General features: G+C 67.5%; 18 protein-coding genes. 12 read left to right on the forward strand and 6 right to left on the reverse strand.

Translation table 11 applies throughout. The features are described 5' to 3' along the window. From BMW75_RS29685 to BMW75_RS10495, 5 genes are all read right to left on the reverse strand, one after another. On the reverse strand, window positions 1-273 hold a 273-nt coding region (locus tag BMW75_RS29685; RefSeq protein WP_254791987.1), incomplete at its 3' end, for a helix-turn-helix domain-containing protein. Window positions 274-474: 201 nt separating this feature from the next. Continuing rightward, the gene (locus BMW75_RS10480) at window positions 475-1,998 is read right to left on the reverse strand and encodes a 3-hydroxyacyl-CoA dehydrogenase (protein WP_092579145.1); all 1,524 of its coding nucleotides are present in this window, start codon (window positions 1,996-1,998) and stop codon (window positions 475-477) included. 87 nt (window positions 1,999-2,085) lie between these two features. Continuing rightward, window positions 2,086-3,315: a CaiB/BaiF CoA transferase family protein gene (locus tag BMW75_RS10485; RefSeq protein ID WP_076518607.1), complete on the reverse strand. Its 1,230-nt coding sequence runs from the start codon at window positions 3,313-3,315 to the stop codon at window positions 2,086-2,088. A 175-nt stretch (window positions 3,316-3,490) separates the two neighbouring features. Then, entirely contained in the window at window positions 3,491-4,639 is a 1,149-nt protein-coding gene (locus BMW75_RS10490) for an acyl-CoA dehydrogenase family protein (protein ID WP_092579147.1), read from the reverse strand. A gap of 59 nt (window positions 4,640-4,698) precedes the next feature. Then, entirely contained in the window at window positions 4,699-5,322 is a 624-nt protein-coding gene (locus tag BMW75_RS10495; RefSeq protein WP_076518605.1) for a TetR/AcrR family transcriptional regulator, read from the reverse strand. Window positions 5,323-5,475: 153 nt separating this feature from the next. Between BMW75_RS10495 and BMW75_RS10500 the strand changes: the two genes are divergently transcribed. Together BMW75_RS10500 and BMW75_RS10505 are read left to right on the forward strand one after the other, a co-directional pair. After that, window positions 5,476-6,447, forward strand: a complete 972-nt coding sequence (locus tag BMW75_RS10500) for an NAD(P)H-dependent flavin oxidoreductase (protein WP_076518604.1) — start codon at window positions 5,476-5,478, stop codon at window positions 6,445-6,447. After that, window positions 6,444-7,181, forward strand: a complete 738-nt coding sequence (locus BMW75_RS10505; protein ID WP_092579149.1) for an enoyl-CoA hydratase-related protein — start codon at window positions 6,444-6,446, stop codon at window positions 7,179-7,181. The genes BMW75_RS10500 and BMW75_RS10505 overlap by 4 nt, the downstream gene beginning before the upstream one ends. A gap of 2 nt (window positions 7,182-7,183) precedes the next feature. Here the strand turns inward: BMW75_RS10505 and BMW75_RS10510 are convergent, their stop codons facing one another. Beyond that, the gene (locus tag BMW75_RS10510; RefSeq protein WP_092579151.1) at window positions 7,184-8,017 is read right to left on the reverse strand and encodes an enoyl-CoA hydratase/isomerase family protein; all 834 of its coding nucleotides are present in this window, start codon (window positions 8,015-8,017) and stop codon (window positions 7,184-7,186) included. A 117-nt stretch (window positions 8,018-8,134) separates the two neighbouring features. Here BMW75_RS10510 and BMW75_RS10515 point away from each other — a divergent pair, with 117 nt between their 5' ends. The 10 genes from BMW75_RS10515 to BMW75_RS10560 all read left to right on the forward strand — a co-directional run bounded on the left by BMW75_RS10515 (window position 8,135) and on the right by BMW75_RS10560 (window position 18,490). Then, window positions 8,135-8,983 carry an NAD(P)H-hydrate dehydratase gene (locus BMW75_RS10515; RefSeq protein ID WP_092579153.1) on the forward strand — a complete coding sequence of 283 codons (849 nt, stop codon included), beginning with the start codon at window positions 8,135-8,137 and terminating at the stop codon, window positions 8,981-8,983. A 120-nt stretch (window positions 8,984-9,103) separates the two neighbouring features. Continuing rightward, window positions 9,104-9,337 (forward strand): hypothetical protein, encoded by a 234-nt coding sequence (locus BMW75_RS10520; protein ID WP_076518600.1) that lies wholly within the window; start codon window positions 9,104-9,106, stop codon window positions 9,335-9,337. Between the two features lie 378 nt (window positions 9,338-9,715). Further along, on the forward strand, window positions 9,716-11,329 hold the full coding sequence (locus BMW75_RS10525; protein ID WP_092579155.1) for an ABC transporter substrate-binding protein: 1,614 nt from the start codon (window positions 9,716-9,718) through the stop codon (window positions 11,327-11,329). Between the two features lie 133 nt (window positions 11,330-11,462). After that, window positions 11,463-12,446, forward strand: coding sequence for a M14 family metallopeptidase (locus tag BMW75_RS10530; protein ID WP_092579157.1), 984 nt, complete (start codon window positions 11,463-11,465; stop codon window positions 12,444-12,446). An 84-nt stretch (window positions 12,447-12,530) separates the two neighbouring features. Next, on the forward strand, window positions 12,531-13,508 hold the full coding sequence (locus tag BMW75_RS10535; RefSeq protein ID WP_092579159.1) for an ABC transporter permease: 978 nt from the start codon (window positions 12,531-12,533) through the stop codon (window positions 13,506-13,508). 6 nt (window positions 13,509-13,514) lie between these two features. Next, window positions 13,515-14,435: an ABC transporter permease gene (locus BMW75_RS10540; RefSeq protein ID WP_076518596.1), complete on the forward strand. Its 921-nt coding sequence runs from the start codon at window positions 13,515-13,517 to the stop codon at window positions 14,433-14,435. Further along, on the forward strand, window positions 14,432-15,409 hold the full coding sequence (locus BMW75_RS10545) for an ABC transporter ATP-binding protein (RefSeq protein WP_092579161.1): 978 nt from the start codon (window positions 14,432-14,434) through the stop codon (window positions 15,407-15,409). Before BMW75_RS10540 ends, BMW75_RS10545 begins: the two co-directional genes overlap by 4 nt. 3 nt (window positions 15,410-15,412) lie before the next feature. Next, window positions 15,413-16,423 (forward strand): ABC transporter ATP-binding protein, encoded by a 1,011-nt coding sequence (locus BMW75_RS10550; protein WP_076518594.1) that lies wholly within the window; start codon window positions 15,413-15,415, stop codon window positions 16,421-16,423. Then, the gene (locus BMW75_RS10555) at window positions 16,423-17,328 is read left to right on the forward strand and encodes a prolyl oligopeptidase family serine peptidase (RefSeq protein ID WP_076518593.1); all 906 of its coding nucleotides are present in this window, start codon (window positions 16,423-16,425) and stop codon (window positions 17,326-17,328) included. The genes BMW75_RS10550 and BMW75_RS10555 overlap by 1 nt, the downstream gene beginning before the upstream one ends. A 31-nt stretch (window positions 17,329-17,359) precedes the next feature. Then, the gene (locus tag BMW75_RS10560) at window positions 17,360-18,490 is read left to right on the forward strand and encodes a M20 family metallopeptidase (protein WP_076521913.1); all 1,131 of its coding nucleotides are present in this window, start codon (window positions 17,360-17,362) and stop codon (window positions 18,488-18,490) included. Window positions 18,491-19,309 lie beyond the last annotated feature (819 nt).

Here is a 19,309-nt window from a genome sequence, read left to right on the forward strand (position 1 = left end):
GAGCTGAATCTCCAGTTCCTTGATCCGCTGCTCGGGGGTAAGCACTTTGCCTTGACGATCCATGTCCACTCCTCTGACCGTCGGCAGGCTCCAGCCGCTTAGTCCCGGCCGACCATGCTTGCGCAGCCACACCAGCACCGTCGACCGACCTTGGATTCCATAGCGGCGCTGAGCCTCTTTGTACGTCAGCTCGCCTTTTTCCACCTGCTCGACAACGGACAGTTTAAAAGCCAGGCTGTAGTCCCGCTGGGTGCGCTTGATCCTTGATTCCAATTGACTCTCCCTTTTTCTCTCAAAAAGGTGTCAACCAATTCCAGGACGGGTCAAGGCCACAAAAAAAGCCCCTTGAATCATCAAGGGGCTTTTTTGTGGCCGATGGCCAGTGTCTGACACCCTGGGGAGATGCTCGCCGGCTTGGCGCAGCGTCTCCGCGGGTGTCAGACACCGTCTCCGCCGTCAGCGGATGTCAGACAATTACTCCGCCGTCGACTTCAAGAGCGACATGCCGAGCTGTACGCGGCGCTGCAGCCAGAGGCTCGGACGATAGCGGGGATCGCCCGTCACGCGCTGCATGCTCTTCAGGATCTCCAGGATGCGGTCGGCGCCCAGCTTGTCGCCCAACGCCAGCGGACCCACCGGATAGCCCAGACCCAGCGTGACGGCCAGGTCGATGTCTTGCGGCGTGGCGATCTGCTGCTGCGCGATATCGCAGGCGATGTTCACGATGTGCGCCACGATGCGCTGCGCGATGAAGCCCGCCGAATCGTCGGCCACCGTTACCGGCACCCCGTCAGCGGCCAGCAGCGCATGCGCGGCGTCGCGCCATTTGGCTTCGGTGGCGGGCGACACCATGATCGTGCGGCGCTTGGCGCCGTCGAAGGCGTACAGCGTGTCCAGGCCGACCGTGCGGGCGGCGTTCAGGCCCTGCGCGGAGACCGTGGTGGACACGTCTTCGCCGAACGGCGTGACGATGATCAGCGCATCGGCGTCCGGCGTCGAGCCCGTGACCAGCGTGCCGCCCAGCTTTTCGATCAGCGCGGACGCGCGCGCGTAGCCTTCGCCATGCTTGGGGCTGACCCAGACCTTCAGGCCTTCAGGCAGCGCCGGCACAGGCGCTTCGGCCGGCACCTGCTTCTGGCCGTCGGCATAGACGTAGAAGCCCTCGCCGGCCTTGCGGCCGATCAGCCCGCCGGCCAGGCGGACGGTCGTGATGGGCGACGGCCGAAAACGCGGCTCGTCGAAGAACTGGCGATAGATGGATTCCATCACCGGATGCGAGACGTCGAGCGCGGTCAGGTCCAGCAGCTCGAACGGCCCCATGCGAAAGCCGGCCTGCTCGCGCATGACGGCGTCGACCTGGGCGAAGGTGGCCACGCCCTCCTGCGCCACGCGCAGGCCTTCAGTATTCATGCCGCGGCCGGCGTGGTTGACGATGAAGCCGGGCATGTCCTTGGCGCGCACGGGCGTGTGGCCCATGCGGCGCGCCAGGTCCGCCAGCGCATCGCCCACTTCCGGCGCGCTGCGCAGGCCGTCGATGACCTCGACCACCTTCATCAGCGCGACCGGGTTGAAGAAGTGATAGCCGGCCACGCGCTGCGGCCGCTTGCAGGCGGCCGCGATGGCGGTGATGGACAGCGACGACGTGTTGGAAGCCAGGATGCAGTCTTCGGAGACCACCCCTTCCAGCGCCGCGAAGAGGTCGCGCTTGACGTCGAGCCGCTCGACGATGGCCTCGACCACGAGCTGGCAGGCCGACATGTCGGTCAGCGCGGTGGCCGATTCCACGCGCTCGAGCGCCGCCTGCGCGTCAGCCGCGGACAGCTTGCCCTTCTGGGCCAGCTTCTCCCAGGTCTGGCGCAAGGATTCGCGCGCCGCCGCGATGGCGTCGGCGCTGGTGTCGTACAGGCGCACGCGCAGGCCGGCCTGCGCCGCGATCTGCGCGATGCCGCGCCCCATGGCCCCGGCGCCCACGACGCCGATGGTTTGAATCTCCGTCATCAACTTTCTCCTGCCTCTATTGGAATGGATCGTGCGCCTGGCGCGGTCAGCGCGACGGGGCGGCGCCATGCCGCCCCGGGGGTCGCGTCAGCTCCGGGTCTGCGCCAGCGCCTGGATTTCTTCGGCCGACAGTCCCAGCTTTTCGGACAGGACCTGCTCGGTGTGCTCGCCCAGCATGGGCGGCGCGCGGCGGTATTCGACCGGGCTGCCGGAAAACTTCAGCGGGCTGGCGGCCATGGGCACGGTGCCCGCCGCCGGGTGCGGCAGCTCGCGCTTCATGTTGCGGGCCAGCACGTGCGGATCTTCGTAGACCTGGTCCAGCGTGTTGATCGGACCGGCCGGCACGCCCACTTTCTCCAGCGCGGCCAGCCAATGGTCGCGCTCGCCCGTGGCCATGCGTTCGGCCAGGAGCGGCACGAGCTCCTCGCGGTTCTTGACGCGCTGCGGGTTGGTCGAAAAGCGCGGGTCGGCGGACAGTTCGGGCAGGCCGATGGCGCCGCAGTAGTTGCGGAACTGGCTGTCGTTGCCGACGGCCACGATGAGGTGGCCGTCGCTGGCCGCGAACACCTGGTAGGGCACCAGGTTCTGGTGTGCGTTGCCGGCACGGCGCGGCGCCACGCCGGAGGTCATGAAGTTCAGGTTCTGGTTGGCCAGCATGGCGACCTGGCAATCCAGCAGGGCCATGTCGATGTGCTGGCCCAGGCCGCTGCGCGCACGCTCGTGCAGGGCCGCCAGGATGCCGACGGTGGAATACATGCCGGTCATCAGGTCGGCCACGGCCACGCCCGCCTTCTGCGGGCCGCCGCCCGGCAGGTCGTCGCGCTCGCCGGTGATGCTCATCAGGCCGCCCATGCCCTGGATCATGAAGTCATAGCCGGGGCGGCTGGCGTAGGGACCCGTCTGGCCGAAGCCGGTGATCGAGCAATAGATGAGGCGCGGATTGAGCTCTTTCAGGCTGGCGTAGTCCAGGCCGTACTTGGAAAGGCCGCCGACCTTGAAGTTTTCGACCAGGATGTCGCTCTGCAAGGCCAGTTCGCGCACCAGCTCGGCGCCGCGCGGCGACGCGATATCCAGCGCCACCGACATCTTGTTGCGGTTGGCCGACAGGTAATAGGCGGCCTCGGTGGTGTCCCGGCCCGCTTCGTCCTTGAGGTACGGAGGCCCCCAGGCCCGCGTGTCGTCGCCCGAACCGGGCCGTTCGATCTTGATCACCTCGGCGCCGAGATCGGCCAGGTTCTGGGTGCACCAGGGACCCGCCAGCACACGGGTCAGATCCAGCACACGTATGCCGGTTAGGGGAGCGGGACGTTGCGACATCTGTAATCTTTTCGCTAGAAGGGAAATGAGAACTTCCGGCCCGCGCCGTTGCGCAGGCCAGACTGGAATTCCGTCATGCCAGAAGGCGGCCCGCGCGGGCCGCCTCCCGATCAGCATTCGTCAGACTGGATATTAGCCTTTCGAACGCATTGGCCGGCTTGCGGCCGGCGGAAAATCAGGAATGGGCCTTGATGGTCTCGCGCGCGATCACCAGTTGCTGGATCTGCGACGTGCCCTCGAAGATGCGGAACAGGCGCACATCGCGATAGAAGCGCTCGACCGCGTACTCGGACATGTAGCCCGCGCCGCCGTGGATCTGCACGGCGCGGTCTGCCACGCGGCCCACCATCTCCGTGGAGAAAAGCTTGCAGCAGGCGGCCTGCATGGTGGTGTTCTCGCCGCGGTCGCGCATGCGGGCGGCGTCCAGCACCATGCAGCGGGCCGCGTAGAGCTCGGCCTGGCTGTCGGCGATCATCGCCTGGATGAGCTGGAATTCGGCGATGGGCTGGCCGAACTGCTTGCGTTCCGTGGCGTACTTCACCGCGTCGCGCAGCAGGCGGTCGGCGATCCCCACGCAGAGCGCGGAAATATGCAGGCGACCCTTGTCCAGCACGCGCATGGACGTGCGGAAGCCATTGCCCTCTTCCCCGCCCAGCAAGGCGCTGGCCGGCACGCGGCAGTTGTCGAACACGACGTCGCTGGTCAGCGCCCCGGCCTGGCCCATCTTCTTGTCCGGCTTGCCGATGATCAGGCCCGGCGTGCCGGCCTCGACCAGGAAGCACGAAATGGAATTGGCCCGGCGCTCGGGCGCGGTGCGGGCCATGACCGAGAACAGGCCCGCGATGGGCGCGTTGGTGATGTAGCGCTTGGTGCCGTTGAGCACGTAGAAATCCCCGTCGCGCTCGGCGGACACGCGCAGCGACATGGCGTCGGAGCCGGCGTCGGGCTCGGTCAGGGCGAACGACCCGATCAGCTCGCCGCTCGCCAGCTTGGGCAGATAGCGGGCACGCTGCTCGTCGGTCCCGGCCAGCACGATGGCCTGCGAGCCGATGCCGATGTTGGTGCCGGCCAGCGAACGGAACGCGGGCGAGGTCTGGCCCAGTTCGAACACGACGCGGACCTCTTCTTCCATCGTCAGGCCCAGGCCGCCGAAGTCGGGCGAGATGGACAGGCCGAACAGGCCCAGGTCGCGCATTTCATTGACGATGTCGGGCGGCACCTGGCCGCTGGCGGCCAGTTCGTCTTCGGCGGGAATGAGGCGCTCGTGCACGAAGCGGCGCACGGCGTCGATCAGGAGAGTCAGGGTTTCGGTATCGAGGGCCATGATGGAAGTCTCACTATGTTGTATGCGGATTCGGGTCGAGGATCGGTATGGCGGCGCGTTCAGGCGCGCATGCCGCCCACCAGCAGATCGAAGTAGCCGGCGGCGATGGTTTCGGCGCTGTCGCCCTGGCCGGGCTTGTACCAGCGCACCATCCAGTTCAGCATCGAGAGCACCGCGCGGCCCGTGGCGGCCACGTCCTGCGCACGGAACGCGCCTTCGGCCACGCCTTGGGCGATGACCGCGCGCAGGCGCTTTTCGTAGCTGTCGCGCAGTCGGGCGGCGTCCTCGCGTTCGGACAGCGCCATGCCGGAATACCCGACCAGCATGGTCACGAACTCGGCGTGGTGCTGCTCGAAATACCGGGCGTGGCCCACCATGAACGCGCGCAGGCGCGCCACGCCACCCTCGGCGCCGGCCACGTCGCGGCCGACGGTCTGGGTCAGCCCGTTCAACACCTCAAGAATGATGGCGTCGTAGATGTCCTGCTTGGTCGGGTAATAGTGATAGATGGCCGCCTTGGACACGCCGAGGGCGGCGGCCAGGTCCGAGATCGAACTGCCGTCGTAGCCGCTGCGGGCAAACAATTTGGCGGCTTCTTCCAGGATGCGTTCGCGCGGGGCGGCCAGCGTGGGGGGCCGGCCGGCGCGGGCGCGTTTCTGGGCGGGAGGGGCGGTGATCGCCATGACAGCCTTTGGAGGGGCGGCGCGGGGCCCGGGGGGTTCTGGCGAACCGCCATTGACAGCCATTCCGCGCATGCCGTTAAATAAAGAATAATTAATTACCGGACGGTCGGTAGGTAATTAATATACTCCAAAAACTACGACGAGACGACGCCCATGCCCCATCCCCTCGTGACTGATTTGTATGGCCAGATGTCCCTGCCGGTCATTAGCGCCCCGATGTTCATCGTCTCCAACCCCAAGCTGGTCATCGCCCAGTGCACGAGCGGCATCGTCGGATCGTTTCCGGCGCTGAACGCGCGGCCGCAGACGTTGCTGACCGACTGGCTCGACGAGGTCCAGGCGGGCCTGGCTTCGCACCGCGAAGCCAACCCGGGCGACCGCGTCGCGCCGTTCGCCGTCAACCAGATCATCCACCAGTCCAACGACCGGCTGGAACAGGACCTGGCCGTGTGCGCCAGCCACCGGGTGCCCCTCATCATCACCAGCCTGCGCGCCCCCGGCGACCTGGTGAAGGGCGTGCACGACTGGGGCGGCAAGGTCTTCCATGACGTGACGACGATCCGCCACGCCGAAAAGGCGCTGGAAGCGGGCGTCGACGGCCTGATCCTCGTATGCGCGGGCGCGGGCGGCCACGCCGGCACCCTGAGCCCCTTCGCCCTGATCTCCGAGGTGCGCCGCTTCTACGACGGCCCCCTGATCCTGTCCGGGGCCATCACCTCGGGCGCGCACATCCTGGCCGCGCAGGCCATGGGCGCCGACTTCGCCTACATGGGCACGCGCTTCATCGCCAGCGAGGAAGCCAACGCCAGCGAAGGCTACAAAAGCGCCATCGTCGAGGCCAGCGCGTCGGACATCCTGTACACGCCCTTCTTCACGGGCATCCCGGGCAACTACCTGAAGGCCAGCATCGCCGCCGCCGGGCTGGACCCCGCCAACCTGCCCGCGCCGGACAGCGGCGCGTCCAATTTCGGGTCCACGCGCGTCAAGCCCTGGAAGGACATCTGGGGCGCGGGCCAGGGCGTGGGCGGGATCGCCAGCGTCGAACCGACCCGCACCATCGTCGACACCCTGCGGCGCGAATACGCCGAGGCGAAAGCCCGCCTGGCGGCGGGGCCGCACGCATGAGCGCCGGCCTGAAGGTTCAGCGGGAGGGCGCCGTCCTCACGCTGGTCATCGACCGCCAGGACCGTCGCAACGCCCTGGACACCGCCACCTATGCCGCGCTGACCGAGCAGATCTCGCTGGCAAGCGCGGACGTGGCGGTCTCGGCGGTCATCCTTACCGGCGCCGGCGAACACTTCACCGCGGGCAACGACCTGCGCGACTTCCAGGCCGAACGCGGGACGGGCGACAGCGCGGGGCTGACCTTCCTGCGGGCGCTGACCACCGCCGACGTGCCGGTCATCGCCGCGGTCGAAGGCTACGCCATCGGCATCGGCGTCACCCTGCTGCAGCACTGCGATTTTGTCCACATTGGGGAAGGCGCCACCCTGCGCATGCCGTTTGTCGCGCTGGGCTTGTGCCCGGAGGGCGCATCCAGCCTGCTGATGCCGCGCCTGGCTGGCCGCCGGGCGGCGCAGTGGCTGATGCAGGGCAAGGCGTTCACGGCGCAGGACGCCCTGGAAGCCGGCCTGGCCACCTCGGTCACGCCCAAGGGCCAGGCGCTGGACGCCGCCCGGGCCACCGCCGCCGACCTGGCCAGCCAGCCCCCCGCCGCGCTGCGACTCACCAAGGCCATGATGAAGCGGGCGGACCGCCAGGCCATCCAGGAAACGCTGGACTACGAAGCCCAGCAGTTCCGCGCCCGCCTGCAGACCGACGAGGCGCAGGCGGCGTTCGCCAAATTCTTCAATAAATAGGGTCAGAACGGCGAATCGGGCCGGAAGTTCGGCGCCCGGCGTTCGCGCAGGGAATTGATGCCCTCGCGCACGTCCGGGCCGCCAAAGCCCATGAATTCCAGCGCCAGCGACGTATCGAAGGTCGGTCCGGCCATGCGCAGCCAGTTGTTCAGCGAATATTTGGTCCAGCGGATGGCGGTCTGGGACCCCGCCGCCAGCTTGTTGGCCACCTCGAACGCCTTGGCGACCAGTTCGGCCTCGTCCACGCACAAGGACACCAGGCCGATGCGCTCGGCCTCCTCGCCGGACACCGTTTCGCACAGCATCAGGTAGTACTTGGCCTTGGCCATGCCGCACAGGAGCGGCCAGACGATGGCGGCGTGGTCGCCCGCCGTGACGCCCAGTCGGGTATGGCCGTCGATGATCCGGGCATCGCGCGCCGCGATCGAGATGTCGGCCAGCAGGCCCGCCACCAGCCCCGCCCCCACCGCCGCGCCGTGCATGGCGGACACGATGGGCTTGCTGCAGTTGATGATGTTGTAGACCAGGTCGCGCGCCTCGCGCCAGACGCGGGTGCGCACGTCGAAGTCGTCCGCCATCTGCTGCACCAGCTCCAGGTCGCCGCCCCCCGAGAATCCCTTGCCCTCGCCCCGGATCACCACCACCCGCGTGTCCGGATCGGTGTCGATGTCGCGCCAGATATCGGCCAGCTCGCGGTGCATCCTGTCGTCGGCCGTGGACAGCTTGCCCGGCAGGCCGCCCTTGTTCCCCATGATGAGCTCCAGCACGCCGCCGGGGTGGCGGCGCAGCTTCAGGGATTCATAGGCTGAATAGTGTTCCAGCGTGATGTCGGTCATTGTCTGCTCCGGATCGTCTCTTGGTTGTTCGGCGGACCGCCCACGGCAGCCGCGTTTTTGCGCACTATAGTGGATACGCCGCCCCCGCCACGACGATTCCTCCCGGAGCCTCAGCCCATGAACACCCCCGCCGCCCCCATTGACCGCGCCGCGCTGCCCGCCCTGTTCGCCCCGCGCGCCCAGGACACGCATAAGGGCAGCTTCGGCACCGTCGGCGTGGTGGGCGGCGGCCCGGGCATGACGGGCGCCGCCCTGCTCGCCGCCCGCGCCGCCCTCAAGACCGGGGCCGGCAAGGTGCTGGTCGGGTTTGTCCAGGACACCCCGCCCCTGCCCTGCGACCCGATGCAGCCCGAATTGATGCTGCGCGACTTCCGCTCCCTGCTCGAAGAAGACTGGGGCGTCACCGCCTGGGTCGCCGGTTGCGGCATCGCCACGGGCGCGCTCGCCGCGAACGCCCTGTCGGAATTGTTCGTGCTGCGGCGCGGAAATCCGCTGGTGCTGGACGCCGACGGCCTGAACCTGCTGGCCCAAGGCGAGATCCGTCCGACGTGGGGCGCGGGGCCCGTCGTCTTGACGCCCCACCCCGCCGAAGCCGGCCGCCTGCTCGGGGTCGCCACGGCCGAGGTTCAGCGCGACCGCCCCGCCGCCGCCCGCGAACTGGCCCGCCGCTACCAGGCCTGGGTGGTGCTCAAGGGCGCCGGCACGGTGGTTTGCGCCCCCGACGGCACATTGCGTGTGAACACCAGCGGCAATCCGGGGCTGGCCACCGCCGGCACCGGCGACGTGCTGGCCGGGATGCTGGGCTCGCTGCTCGCCCAGAAATTGCCGCTCGACCAGGCCGTCCACGGCGCCGTCTGGCTGCACGGCGCGGCGGCCGATGCGCTCGTCGCCCGGGGCATCGGCCCCATCGGCCTGACCGCCAGCGAACTGGCGGATGCGGCCCGCGCACTGCGCAACGGCGGCTAAGTCCATGTCGCACAAACATTTTTACAACATACTAGGGTTTTCCCTGAAAAGCGCATTGCTTTTGCTCTAGGGTTATCCCTATAATGGTTTACCCCAAGACGAAACGGACTGGAGCAAACCATGAGCGAACTGACCTTGAACAACACTGCCCGCCTGACCGACGCGCTGGAGCGCGACCTGCTCCGCGGCGCCCTCGAAAACCAACCCAATTCCCACCCGCTGACCAGCCTGAAGAAGGCCGGCCAATCCGTGATCGCAGCCGTTGCCGCCGTGTTCGCGTTCATCGACGAAGTGAACGAATCGATGAACAAGGCACGCGCCGCCAGCTCGCGCTTCTCCGGATCGCAGTGGTAACAACAGCCGCGCCGGGCTGATTCGCGACAGATCTCCCGCGAATCAGCCCGGCGCGCTGCCGTTGCGCCGCCCGCCTGCCCCTCGGCACGCGCCCGTCGCAACGCTTCGGCGCCCCCGCTCCCTCTCCGGCGCCATCGCGCCGCGTACGGCCCCAGGAGGGGCCGCGCGGCGCCCTCTCTCTCCCCTTCTCGGCGTTTTCCCTAGCGCCTCGTTCGCCGCTGCGCATTGACAGCGCGCGAAGCCCCTACCGATAATCGGCCCCTTGCCGTCGTGCCTGGCGACGAATTCCCCGCGAGCCCGCTGGACGACACTGCCGTCCCCTGGTCGCGACACGCCATCAAGCACGATCCGGTTCGTTCCCCATCCGGAGTTGTCACCATGAAGTTGCGCACCACCCTGGCCCTTGTGGCCGCCGCCATTCCCCTGGCAGCCGCCCAAGCCCAGTCGCTGAAGATCGGCCTGTCGGCCGAGCCCACTTCGGCGGATCCCCACTACCACAAGATGACGCAGAACGACGCGTTCTCCGCGCACGTCTACAACTCGCTGGTGGGCCGCAGCGCCGACATGAAGCTGGTGCCCCAGCTCGCGACCTCCTGGAAGACCCTGGATGACCAGACCTGGGAATTCAAGCTGCGCGACGACGTCAAGTTCTCCAACGGCAAGCCGTTCACGTCCGAGGACGTGCTGTTCACGATCTGCCGCACGCTGAACAACGAAACCAACGTGTCGCAGTCCTACATGGACATGACCAAGCGCATCACCGACGTCCAGACGCCGGATGCGCACACCGTGATCATCAAGACGGGCGAACCCTTCCCCCTGATGCCGGCCGAACTGGCCCGCTCGCTGCCGATCATCTGGAACGGCATCGTCGAGCACGGCAAGCTGACGTTCGACCCGAAGAAGGGTTGCGGCGTGACGGGCGCCTGGCCCACCGTGGCGGACTTCAACAACGGCAAGGACGCCATCGGCACCGGCCCGTACCTGATGAAGTCCTACGTCAAGGGCACCGGCATCGAGCTGGTGCGCAACGAAAACTACTGGGGCGAGAAGCCGCACTGGAAGGAAGTGAAATTCGTGCCGGTGCCCGCCGCCGGTCCGCGCCTGACGGGCCTCTTGTCCGGCGACTTCGACATGATCGAGAACCCCGCCGCCCGTGACCTGCCGCGCCTGAAGGACAACCCGAAGTTCGGCTTCGTGGCCACGCCGTCCACCCGCCTGGTGTTCTTCCAGCCGGACGTGGCGCGCAACCCGAGCCCGTTCGTCAAGAGCGCCGACGGCAAGAACCCGCTGCAGGACCTGCGCGTGCGCAAGGCCATCAACATGGCCATCGACCGCAAGACCATCACCGCCCGCATCATGGATGGCATGGCCACCCCGGCCTTCCAATACATGCCCGACGGCATGTTCGGCGCCCTGCCCAAGGCCCCGGAAATCAAGTACGACCCGGAAGGCGCCAAGAAGCTGCTGGCCGAAGCCGGCTACCCCAACGGCTTTGAACTGACGCTGTCGTCCACCAACGACCGCTACGTCAACGACGGCCAGGTCGCCCAGGCCGTGGCCCAGTACCTGTCGCGCGTCGGCATCAAGACCAATGTGGACGCCATGACGGCCTCCATCTACTTCCCCAAGCGCGCCAAGCGCGAATTCAGCTTCTCGATGGGCGGCTGGCCGGCGGAAACGGGTGAAGCCTCGGCACTGTTCCAACTGTGGGTTGCCTCGCTGGATTCGCCCAAGAGCCTGGGCACCAGCAACTACGGCGGCTTCTCCAATGCCGATTTCGACAAGGTCTACAAGCAGGCCATCGTGACGGTCGACCCCGCCAAGCGCGAAAAGCTGCTGCAGGAATCCACCCAGATCGCCCTGGACAACGTGCCGCTGATCCCGCTGCACTTCGAAAGCAGCATCTGGGCCTTCCGCAAGGGCATTACGTACGAAGGCCGCCGCGACCAGTACACCCTGGCCACCTCGGTCAAGCCCGACGCGAAGTGAGCAGGCAGGGCTGAGTGAAGAAAAAACGGCTGCCTCGCGCAGCCGTTTTGCCTTGTGGCGCAGCGCGCCCTCTGGTTTCGCGCAGCCCCTGGCCGCAACCCCTATACAATCTTCCCGCTTCATCGGAATTGCCATGCCCACGTCTTTGCCTCCGTCTTCTCCCCCATCCAGCCTTCGTCCGTTCCTTCTGGCCTGTCCGGACCTGTCGGCGGAGCGCGTGGGCAACACCGATACCCCGGGCGTCTGGCACTTCGATTCCGGCGCCCCCGGCAAGCGGGTGATGCTGACCGCGCTGATCCACGGCAATGAGCTCTGCGGCGCCTGGGCGCTGAAGGACCTGCTGGCGGCGGGCCTGCGGCCGCGCCGCGGCACGTTGACGCTGGCCTTCTGCAACCTGGCCGCCTTCGACCGGTTCGACGCCCGCAACTATGCGCCGGCGCGCTTCGTCGACGAAGACATGAACCGCGTCTGGAGCGAGGAAAAGCTTTCCGTCCCCACCAGCCAGGAGCGCCGCCGCGCGGCCGAGCTTCGTCCCTGGGTGGAGCAGGCGGACTGGCTGCTGGACTTCCATTCGATGAGCAATTCCGACGTGCCGCTGCAACTGACCGGCCTGGAACAGCGCAACATCGACCTGGCGCTGGCCCTGGGCAATCCCGCCACCATCATCGCCGACGCCGGCCATGCCGCCGGCGTGCGCATGCGCGACTACGGCCGTTTCGGCGAGGCCGGCGACAATGGCACCCGGTCCCTGCTGATCGAATGCGGCTTTCATGGCGCGCCCGAAGCGCGCGGCGTGGCGGTCGACCAGATGGCGCGCTTTCTGGTCCATGCCGGCGCCATCGACCGCAGCGACATACCCGCCGCGTGGTTCGCGCCAGGCGCGCCCATGCAGCGCGCGCTGCGCGTCACCCACGCCATCGCCGCCAAGAGCGCCGACTTCCGTTTCGCCCAGCCCTGGAAAGGCCTGGAGACGCTGGGCGAGGCAGGCACGGTGATCGGCTGGTCCGAAGGCGAGCCCGTCACCACGCCCTATGACAACTGCGTGCTGATCATGCCGTCCACCGCCAACCTGCGGCCGGGCGTCACGGTCGTGCGCCTGGCGCAGCCCATCGTGTGAGACTGCGCGGCCCCGTCAAGTAACGCCGCCGCCCGTTCGATGCGCGGCCTTCCCAACCCCTGAGCCCACCAAGGAAATCATCACGTGGCCTTGTTCATCCTACGCAGACTGATACAGAGTCTGTTCGTGCTGCTGGCCGTGTCGGTCGTGGTCTTTTTCGCGGTCTACGCCGTGGGCGACCCGATCGAGCTGCTGGTCAGCCCCGAAGCCAGCCAGGCCGCGCGCGAGGCGATGATCGCCCGCCTGGGCCTGGACCTGCCCGTGTGGCAGCAATACACCGGATTCCTGTGGCGCGCGCTGCACGGCGACCTGGGCACGTCCTTCGTGCACGGCATTCCGGCGATCGAACTGATCGTGCAGCGCATCCCCGCCACGTTCGAACTGGTGGTCGTGGCCATCCTGCTGACCTGTGTGATCGGCATTCCGCTGGGGCTGGTCGCCGGCCTGTACCGCGACGAGTACCTGGGCCGCGGCATCATGGCCTCGTCCGTGCTGGGCTTTTCGCTGCCGAACTTCTGGCAGGGCATGATGCTGATCCTGCTGTTCGCCGTGTGGCTGGGCTGGCTGCCGGCCACGGGCCGCGGCGACACGGTCGACGTGCTGGGCGTGCGCCTGTCCATCCTGACCGCCGACGGCTGGTCGCACCTGATCATGCCGGCCGTCAACCTGGCGCTGGCCAATATCGCGCTGGTGCTGCGCATGACGGCCTCGGGCGTCGTGGAAGCGCGCAGTCAGGACTACGTGAAGTTCGCGCGCGCCAAGGGCGTCAAGCCGGGCCGCATCGTGCGCCGCCACATCCTGCGCAACATCCTGATCCCCGTGATCACGGTGATCGGCATGGAGTTCGGCACGCTGATCGCCTATTCCACCATCACCGAGACCGTGTTCGCGTGGCCCGGCATGGGCAAGCTGCTGATCGACAGCGTCTACCAGCTCGACCGCCCCGTCGTCGTCGCCTACGTGATGCTGGTCACGCTGATCTTCGTCGTCATCAATCTGGTTGTGGACATCCTGTACGCCGCGCTCGACCCGCGCGTGCAGCTCGTGGCCCCCGCTCAATAAACCGCCATGGCAAATACTCCGAATCCTGGCCGCACCCGCACCGTCCAGCCCCTGGCCGAGACGCCGCGGCGCGCCGCCATCCTCAAGAAACTGCACGCGCGCCCGACGGTGCGCGGCTCCGTCATCGCGCTGGCCATCCTGGTGATCCTGGTGGTCTTTGCGCCCTTCTTCGCGCCGCAGAACCCGTACGACCTTGCCGGCCTGTCGATCATGGACGGACGCCTCGCGCCGCGCCAGGCGTTGATGGACGGCAGCATCGCGTGGCTGGGCACCGACGACCAGGGCCGCGACATGCTCAGCGCCATTCTGTACGGCCTGCGCATCAGCCTGATGGTGGGCCTGTCCGCCGTGGTGCTGGCAACGGCCATCGGCGGCGCGATCGGCCTGGTGGCCGCCTATGTGGGCGGCTGGGTCGACACGGTGCTGATGCGCATCGTCGACTTCATCCTGGGCTTTCCGACCATTCTGGTGGCGCTGGTGCTGCTGGTGGTGCTGGGGCGCGGGGTCGACAAGGTGATCCTGGCGCTGGTGCTGGTTCAGTGGGGGCATTACGCGCGCATCATGCGCAGCCGCGCGCTGCAGGAACGCCGCAAGGAATACGTCGAAGCCGCCGCCAACCTGGGCTTTCCGGCCTGGCGCATCATGCTGTTTCACCTCTTGCCCAACTGCCTGGGCCCCGTGATGGTGTTCGCCACCATCCAGATCGCCACGGCAATCGCGCTGGAAGCGACGCTGTCGTTCCTGGGCGTGGGAGTGCCCATCACCGAACCGTCGCTGGGCCTGTTGATCTCCAACGGCTTTCAGTACCTGCTGTCGGGCGACTACTGGATCAGCCTGTTCCCGGGCATTGCGCTCCTGGTTCTCATTCTCTCCATCAACATCGTGGGCGACCGCCTGCGCGAAAGCCTGGATCCCCGACGAGCATGAGCGACATTCTTCTTGACGTGCGCGGCCTGCGCACCGCATTCCATACCGAAGCCGGCGCCTGGCTGGCGGTCGACGGCGTCGACCTGACCGTGCGCCGCGGCGAGATCGTGGGTCTCGTCGGCGAATCGGGTTCCGGCAAATCCGTTACGGGCTTTTCGCTGCTGGGTCTGATCGACCCGCCGGGCGAAGTCGTGGACGGCGAGGTGAAGTTCAAGGGCTCGGACCTGCGCAAGCTGTCCGAGGAGCAGATGCGCCAGTTGCGCGGCAACCGCATCGCCATGATCTTCCAGGACCCGCTGATGACGCTGAACCCGGTGCTGCGCATCGGCGAGCAGATGATGGAGGCGATCCTGACGCACGAGGACGTGCCGCGCGCCCAGGCCGAGGAGCGCTGCCGCGAGGCGCTGGCGATGGTGGGCATTCCGTCGCCGGAAAAGCGCCTGAAGAGCTATCCGCACGAGTTCTCGGGCGGCATGCGCCAGCGTGTGGCGATCGCCATCGCGATGCTGAACAAGCCCGATCTGATCATCTGTGACGAGCCCACCACGGCGCTGGATGTGACCATCCAGGGCCAGATCCTCTACCGCATGCAGCAGATCTGCCGCGAGCACAACACCGCGCTGATCTGGATCACCCACGATCTGGGCGTGGTCGCCGAACTGGCGGACCGCGTGGCGGTCATGTACGCGGGGCGTATCGTCGAAAGCGGTCCGGTCGAACAGGTGCTGGACGCGCCGCGCCACCCCTACACCCGGGGCCTCCTGGACTCCATGCCCGGCGCCACGCAGCCCGGCGCGCGCCTGCACCAGATCAACGGCATGGCGCCCAGCCTGGCCGGCCGTCCGTCGGGCTGTGCATTCCGGCCGCGCTGTACCCATGCGGTCACGCGCTGCACCGAGCAAGCCCCCTCCGTCACCACCGAAGGTCCGCGCAGCTATCGCTGTTACGTGCCGATAGCCCGCGAGGCACAGTAAGCAATGAGCCAAGCCGATACCCCCGTCATCGAGCTCAAGAACGTCCACAAGCGCTTCGAGCAGCGGCCCGACCTGGCCCAACGCATCCTCGCCCTGACCGGCCGCCCCATCGACCGCCGCACCGTGTACGCGGTCAATGGCGTGGACCTGTCCATCCAGCGCGGTGAAGTCGTGGGCCTGGTGGGCGAGTCCGGTTGCGGCAAGTCCACGCTGGGCCGCGTCGTGGCCGGCCTGCACCGCCAGACCGAGGGCGAGCTGCTGTACCAGGGCGCGGACGCGAACCGCCTGCGCGGCGCGGACAAGCTGGCCTACACGCTGGGCGTGCAGATGATCTTCCAGGACCCGCAGGCCTCGCTGAACCCGCGCCAGCGCCTGCGCCAGATCCTGGGCGAGTCGCTCAAGGTCCACAAGCTGGCGCCCCCGGCCGAGATTCCCGGCCGCATCGACCAGGCGCTCAAGGAAGTGGGCCTGGACCCGGAGTACCGCGACCGCTTCCCGCACCAGATCTCGGGCGGCCAGCGCCAGCGCATCGGCATCGCCCGCGCGCTGATGGTGGCGCCCAAGTTCCTGGTCTGCGACGAACCCGTGGCGGCGCTGGATGTGTCGATCCAGGCGCAGGTGATCAACCTGTTCATGGACCTGCGCGAACAGCACGGCTTCACGTACCTGTTCATCAGCCATGACCTGGGCGTGGTCAAGCACATCTCCGACCGCGTCGCGATCATGTACCTGGGCAAGATCGTGGAGATCTCCACGTCGGCCGAGATCTTCGCGCGGGCCAATCACCCGTACACTCAGGCCTTGATGGCTGAAGTGCCCGACGTGGCGCGCCGCGGCCGCAAGTTCACGCCCATCAAGGGCGAGATCCCGTCGCCGCTGAACCCGCCGCCCGGCTGCACTTTCAACCCCCGATGTCCCCACGCCATGCCGCGCTGCCGCGAGCAGGCGCCGGTCCTGAAAGAAATCTCGGCGGGCCACTGGTCGGCCTGCCACCTGAACGAAGCGAGCGCCTGATGAAACCCTCCGAGATGTCCAACGTCGACCGCATCGCCATCGAGCTTGGCCATGCCGGCCGCAACGCCATCCTGTACGTGGACGAGGACCGCAATTCGGACCGTCCGTTCAAGCTGCAGACCTACCGCCCCTACGGCTATACGCCGGACCGCCCGGTGGTCATCGTGCAGCACGGCGTGCTGCGCAATGGCGACGAATACCGCGATTTCTGGGTCGAGGCCGCCGACAAGCACAAGCTGCTGATCGTGGCGCTGACGTTCTCCAACGAGATCTGGCCGGGCGTCGAAAGCTACAACAATGGCCGGGTGTTCACGGCCGGCGGCAATCCGCGTCACATCGACGGCTGGACCTATGCGCTGGTGGGCAATGTGATCAAGGACCTGATCGCCGGCGAGATCACCGACGGCCAGAACGTCTACCTGTTCGGGCACAGCGCGGGCGGCCAGTTCGTGCACCGGCTGATGAGCAGCCAGTCGCACGCGCCGTTCAAGGCGGTGGCGGCCGGCAACCCCGGCTGGTACACGCTGCCGACCTTCGACTATCCGTTCCCGGAAGGCATGGACGGCGTCGGCCTGACCGAGGATCACCTGGTGAAGCTGCTGGCGTATCCGATGACCATCCTGGCGGGCGACAAGGACATTGCGACGGACGATCCCAATCTGCCGTCCGAACCCGCGGCGATGCGCCAGGGTCCGCACCGCTTTGCCCGCGCGCAGCACTATTACGAATTCGGCCGCCAGGAAGCGGAGCGCCGCGGCGTGCCGTTCGGCTGGACGTTGCAGGTGGTGCCCGGCATCGGCCACGACGGCCGCGCCATGTCGGCCGTCTGCGCCAGCCTGTGGTTCGACGGCAAGATGCCGGACGACGCCGAACTCGCACGTCTCGCCGGCCAGCAGGTCGCCTGATTTTTTCCCGTTGCTGAACTCCGATACCGCCATGTCCACTACCCAGAGCACTGAACAGATCGTCGCCGGCATCCAAGGCTGGCTGCAATGCGAATCGCCGTCGAACTTCCCGGAAGGCATCGCCGCGATGGCGCGCATCATCGCCGACTATGCGGCCGCCGCCGGCCTGACGGTGGAGCTGTCGTCGCTGGGCCCCACGACGGGCCCGCTGCTGTATGCGACCAACCGCGCGCCGGGCGATACGCGCCCGGGCATCCTGATCCTGGCGCACATGGACACCGTGCATCCGGTGGGGACGCTGCTGGAAAATCCCGTGCGCATCGAGGGCGACCGTCTCTACGGCCCCGGCAGCTATGACATGAAGGCGGGCATCTATCTGGCGCTGACCGCCCTGGCCGGCGTGGCGCGTCCGGGCGCGACGCAATTGCCGGTGGACTTCCTGGTGGTGCCCGACGAAGAAACCGGCAGCCACGCGTCCCGCGCGCACATCGAACGCTTCGCCGCCAACGCGAAGTACGCCCTGGTCTGCGAACCGGCCCGCCCCAACGGCGGCAAGTGCGTGACGGCGCGCAAGGGCACGGGGATGCTGAACCTGAACGTGAAGGGCCGCCCGGCGCACGCGGGCATGCAGCACGAGAAGGGCCGCAGCGCGATCCGCGAGATGGCGCACCAGGTGCTGGCGCTGGAAGCCATGACCGACTACGAACGCGGCATCACCGTGAGCGTGGGCACCATCGCGGGCGGCACCGTGACCAACACCGTGCCGGCCCTGTGCCGCTGCGTGGTGGATTTCCGCGTGCCGGACATGGGCGCTGCACAGGACGTGCTGCGCCGGATGCGCGAGCTGTGCGCGGTGGGGCCGGACGTCGAACTCGACATCGACGTCGAGCTGAACCGTCCGCCAATGGTCAAGACCGAGGCCGCTGCCGCCTTGCTGGCACTGGTGCAGGGCTATGCGGACCGTGCGGGGTTCCTGCTCGAGGACGCGCCGATGACCGGTGGCGGCAGCGATGCGAACTTCACGTCGGCGATGGGGATTCCCACGCTGGACGGGCTGGGGGCTGATGGGGATGGGGCGCATACGTTGAATGAATACATTCTGGTGTCTACGTTGGAGCAACGGTTGAAGTTCTGGGAATTGTTGTTGCGGGAATTGGCTTAGGTTCTTTTTGGGCTGGGGCTGTTCTGGGTTCTTTTGACGCCCGGCGCGGCGTGGGCCTGGGGCGGGCGGGGCTCCGGTTGCGGTCCGGAGCCTTCGCTCCGGACTGCCCCGTGCTCATCCTCGTTGCCGCCTCCGGCGGCTGCCTTCGGATTCCGCCGGGCGCACCTAAACGCCCCGCCCACCCCAGGCCCACGCCACACCGGGCTCGGGTGGTTTCAGCTTTGCCGGCGCTGGGACGGGTGGGGTTCTTTAGGTTCTTGCCTGCGTTGGTTGGGTGTTGGAGCGTCTTGCGGGGCCCGCCCCCGGCCGGCCGCGCGGGCGGCCTTTGGGGGCTTACGCGGTGTCTTGCGTCGTTGCTATGACGCTTCGCGTGTGGATGCGCTGTGTCTGAGTATTTGTCGATGCTGGCGTCCGTACGGGCACGCAGCTTCGGGTGTCGCATCTTCCGGTGTCGCATCTTCCGGTGTCGCATCTTCCGGTGTCGCATCTTCCGGTGTCGCATCTTCCGGTGTCTGACACCCTCGTGAGATAGGCTACATACCAAGTGCACTTCTAGTGGGTGTCAGACACCGGAAAACACCGGAAGCGCGCAGTCGCCACTATTCGTCATTTCAAATCCAGTGCCGGATGGGCGGCGCGTACAGGTCGACAAGCTGAAGACGCTCGTCGCCGCGCCGCCCATCACCACCTCCCCCACCCGGCGGGCGCCATTAGCAAGACAGTCCGGACCAGCGCGCAAGCGCACACGGCCTCGACGTCCAGACGCCCAAATGCCGGCGAGCCGCCGCCCGCGCGGCAGCTCGTCGGCGACCCCGCAAA

Source organism: Achromobacter sp. NFACC18-2, assembly GCF_900108985.1.
Lineage (GTDB): Bacteria > Pseudomonadota > Gammaproteobacteria > Burkholderiales > Burkholderiaceae_B > Achromobacter.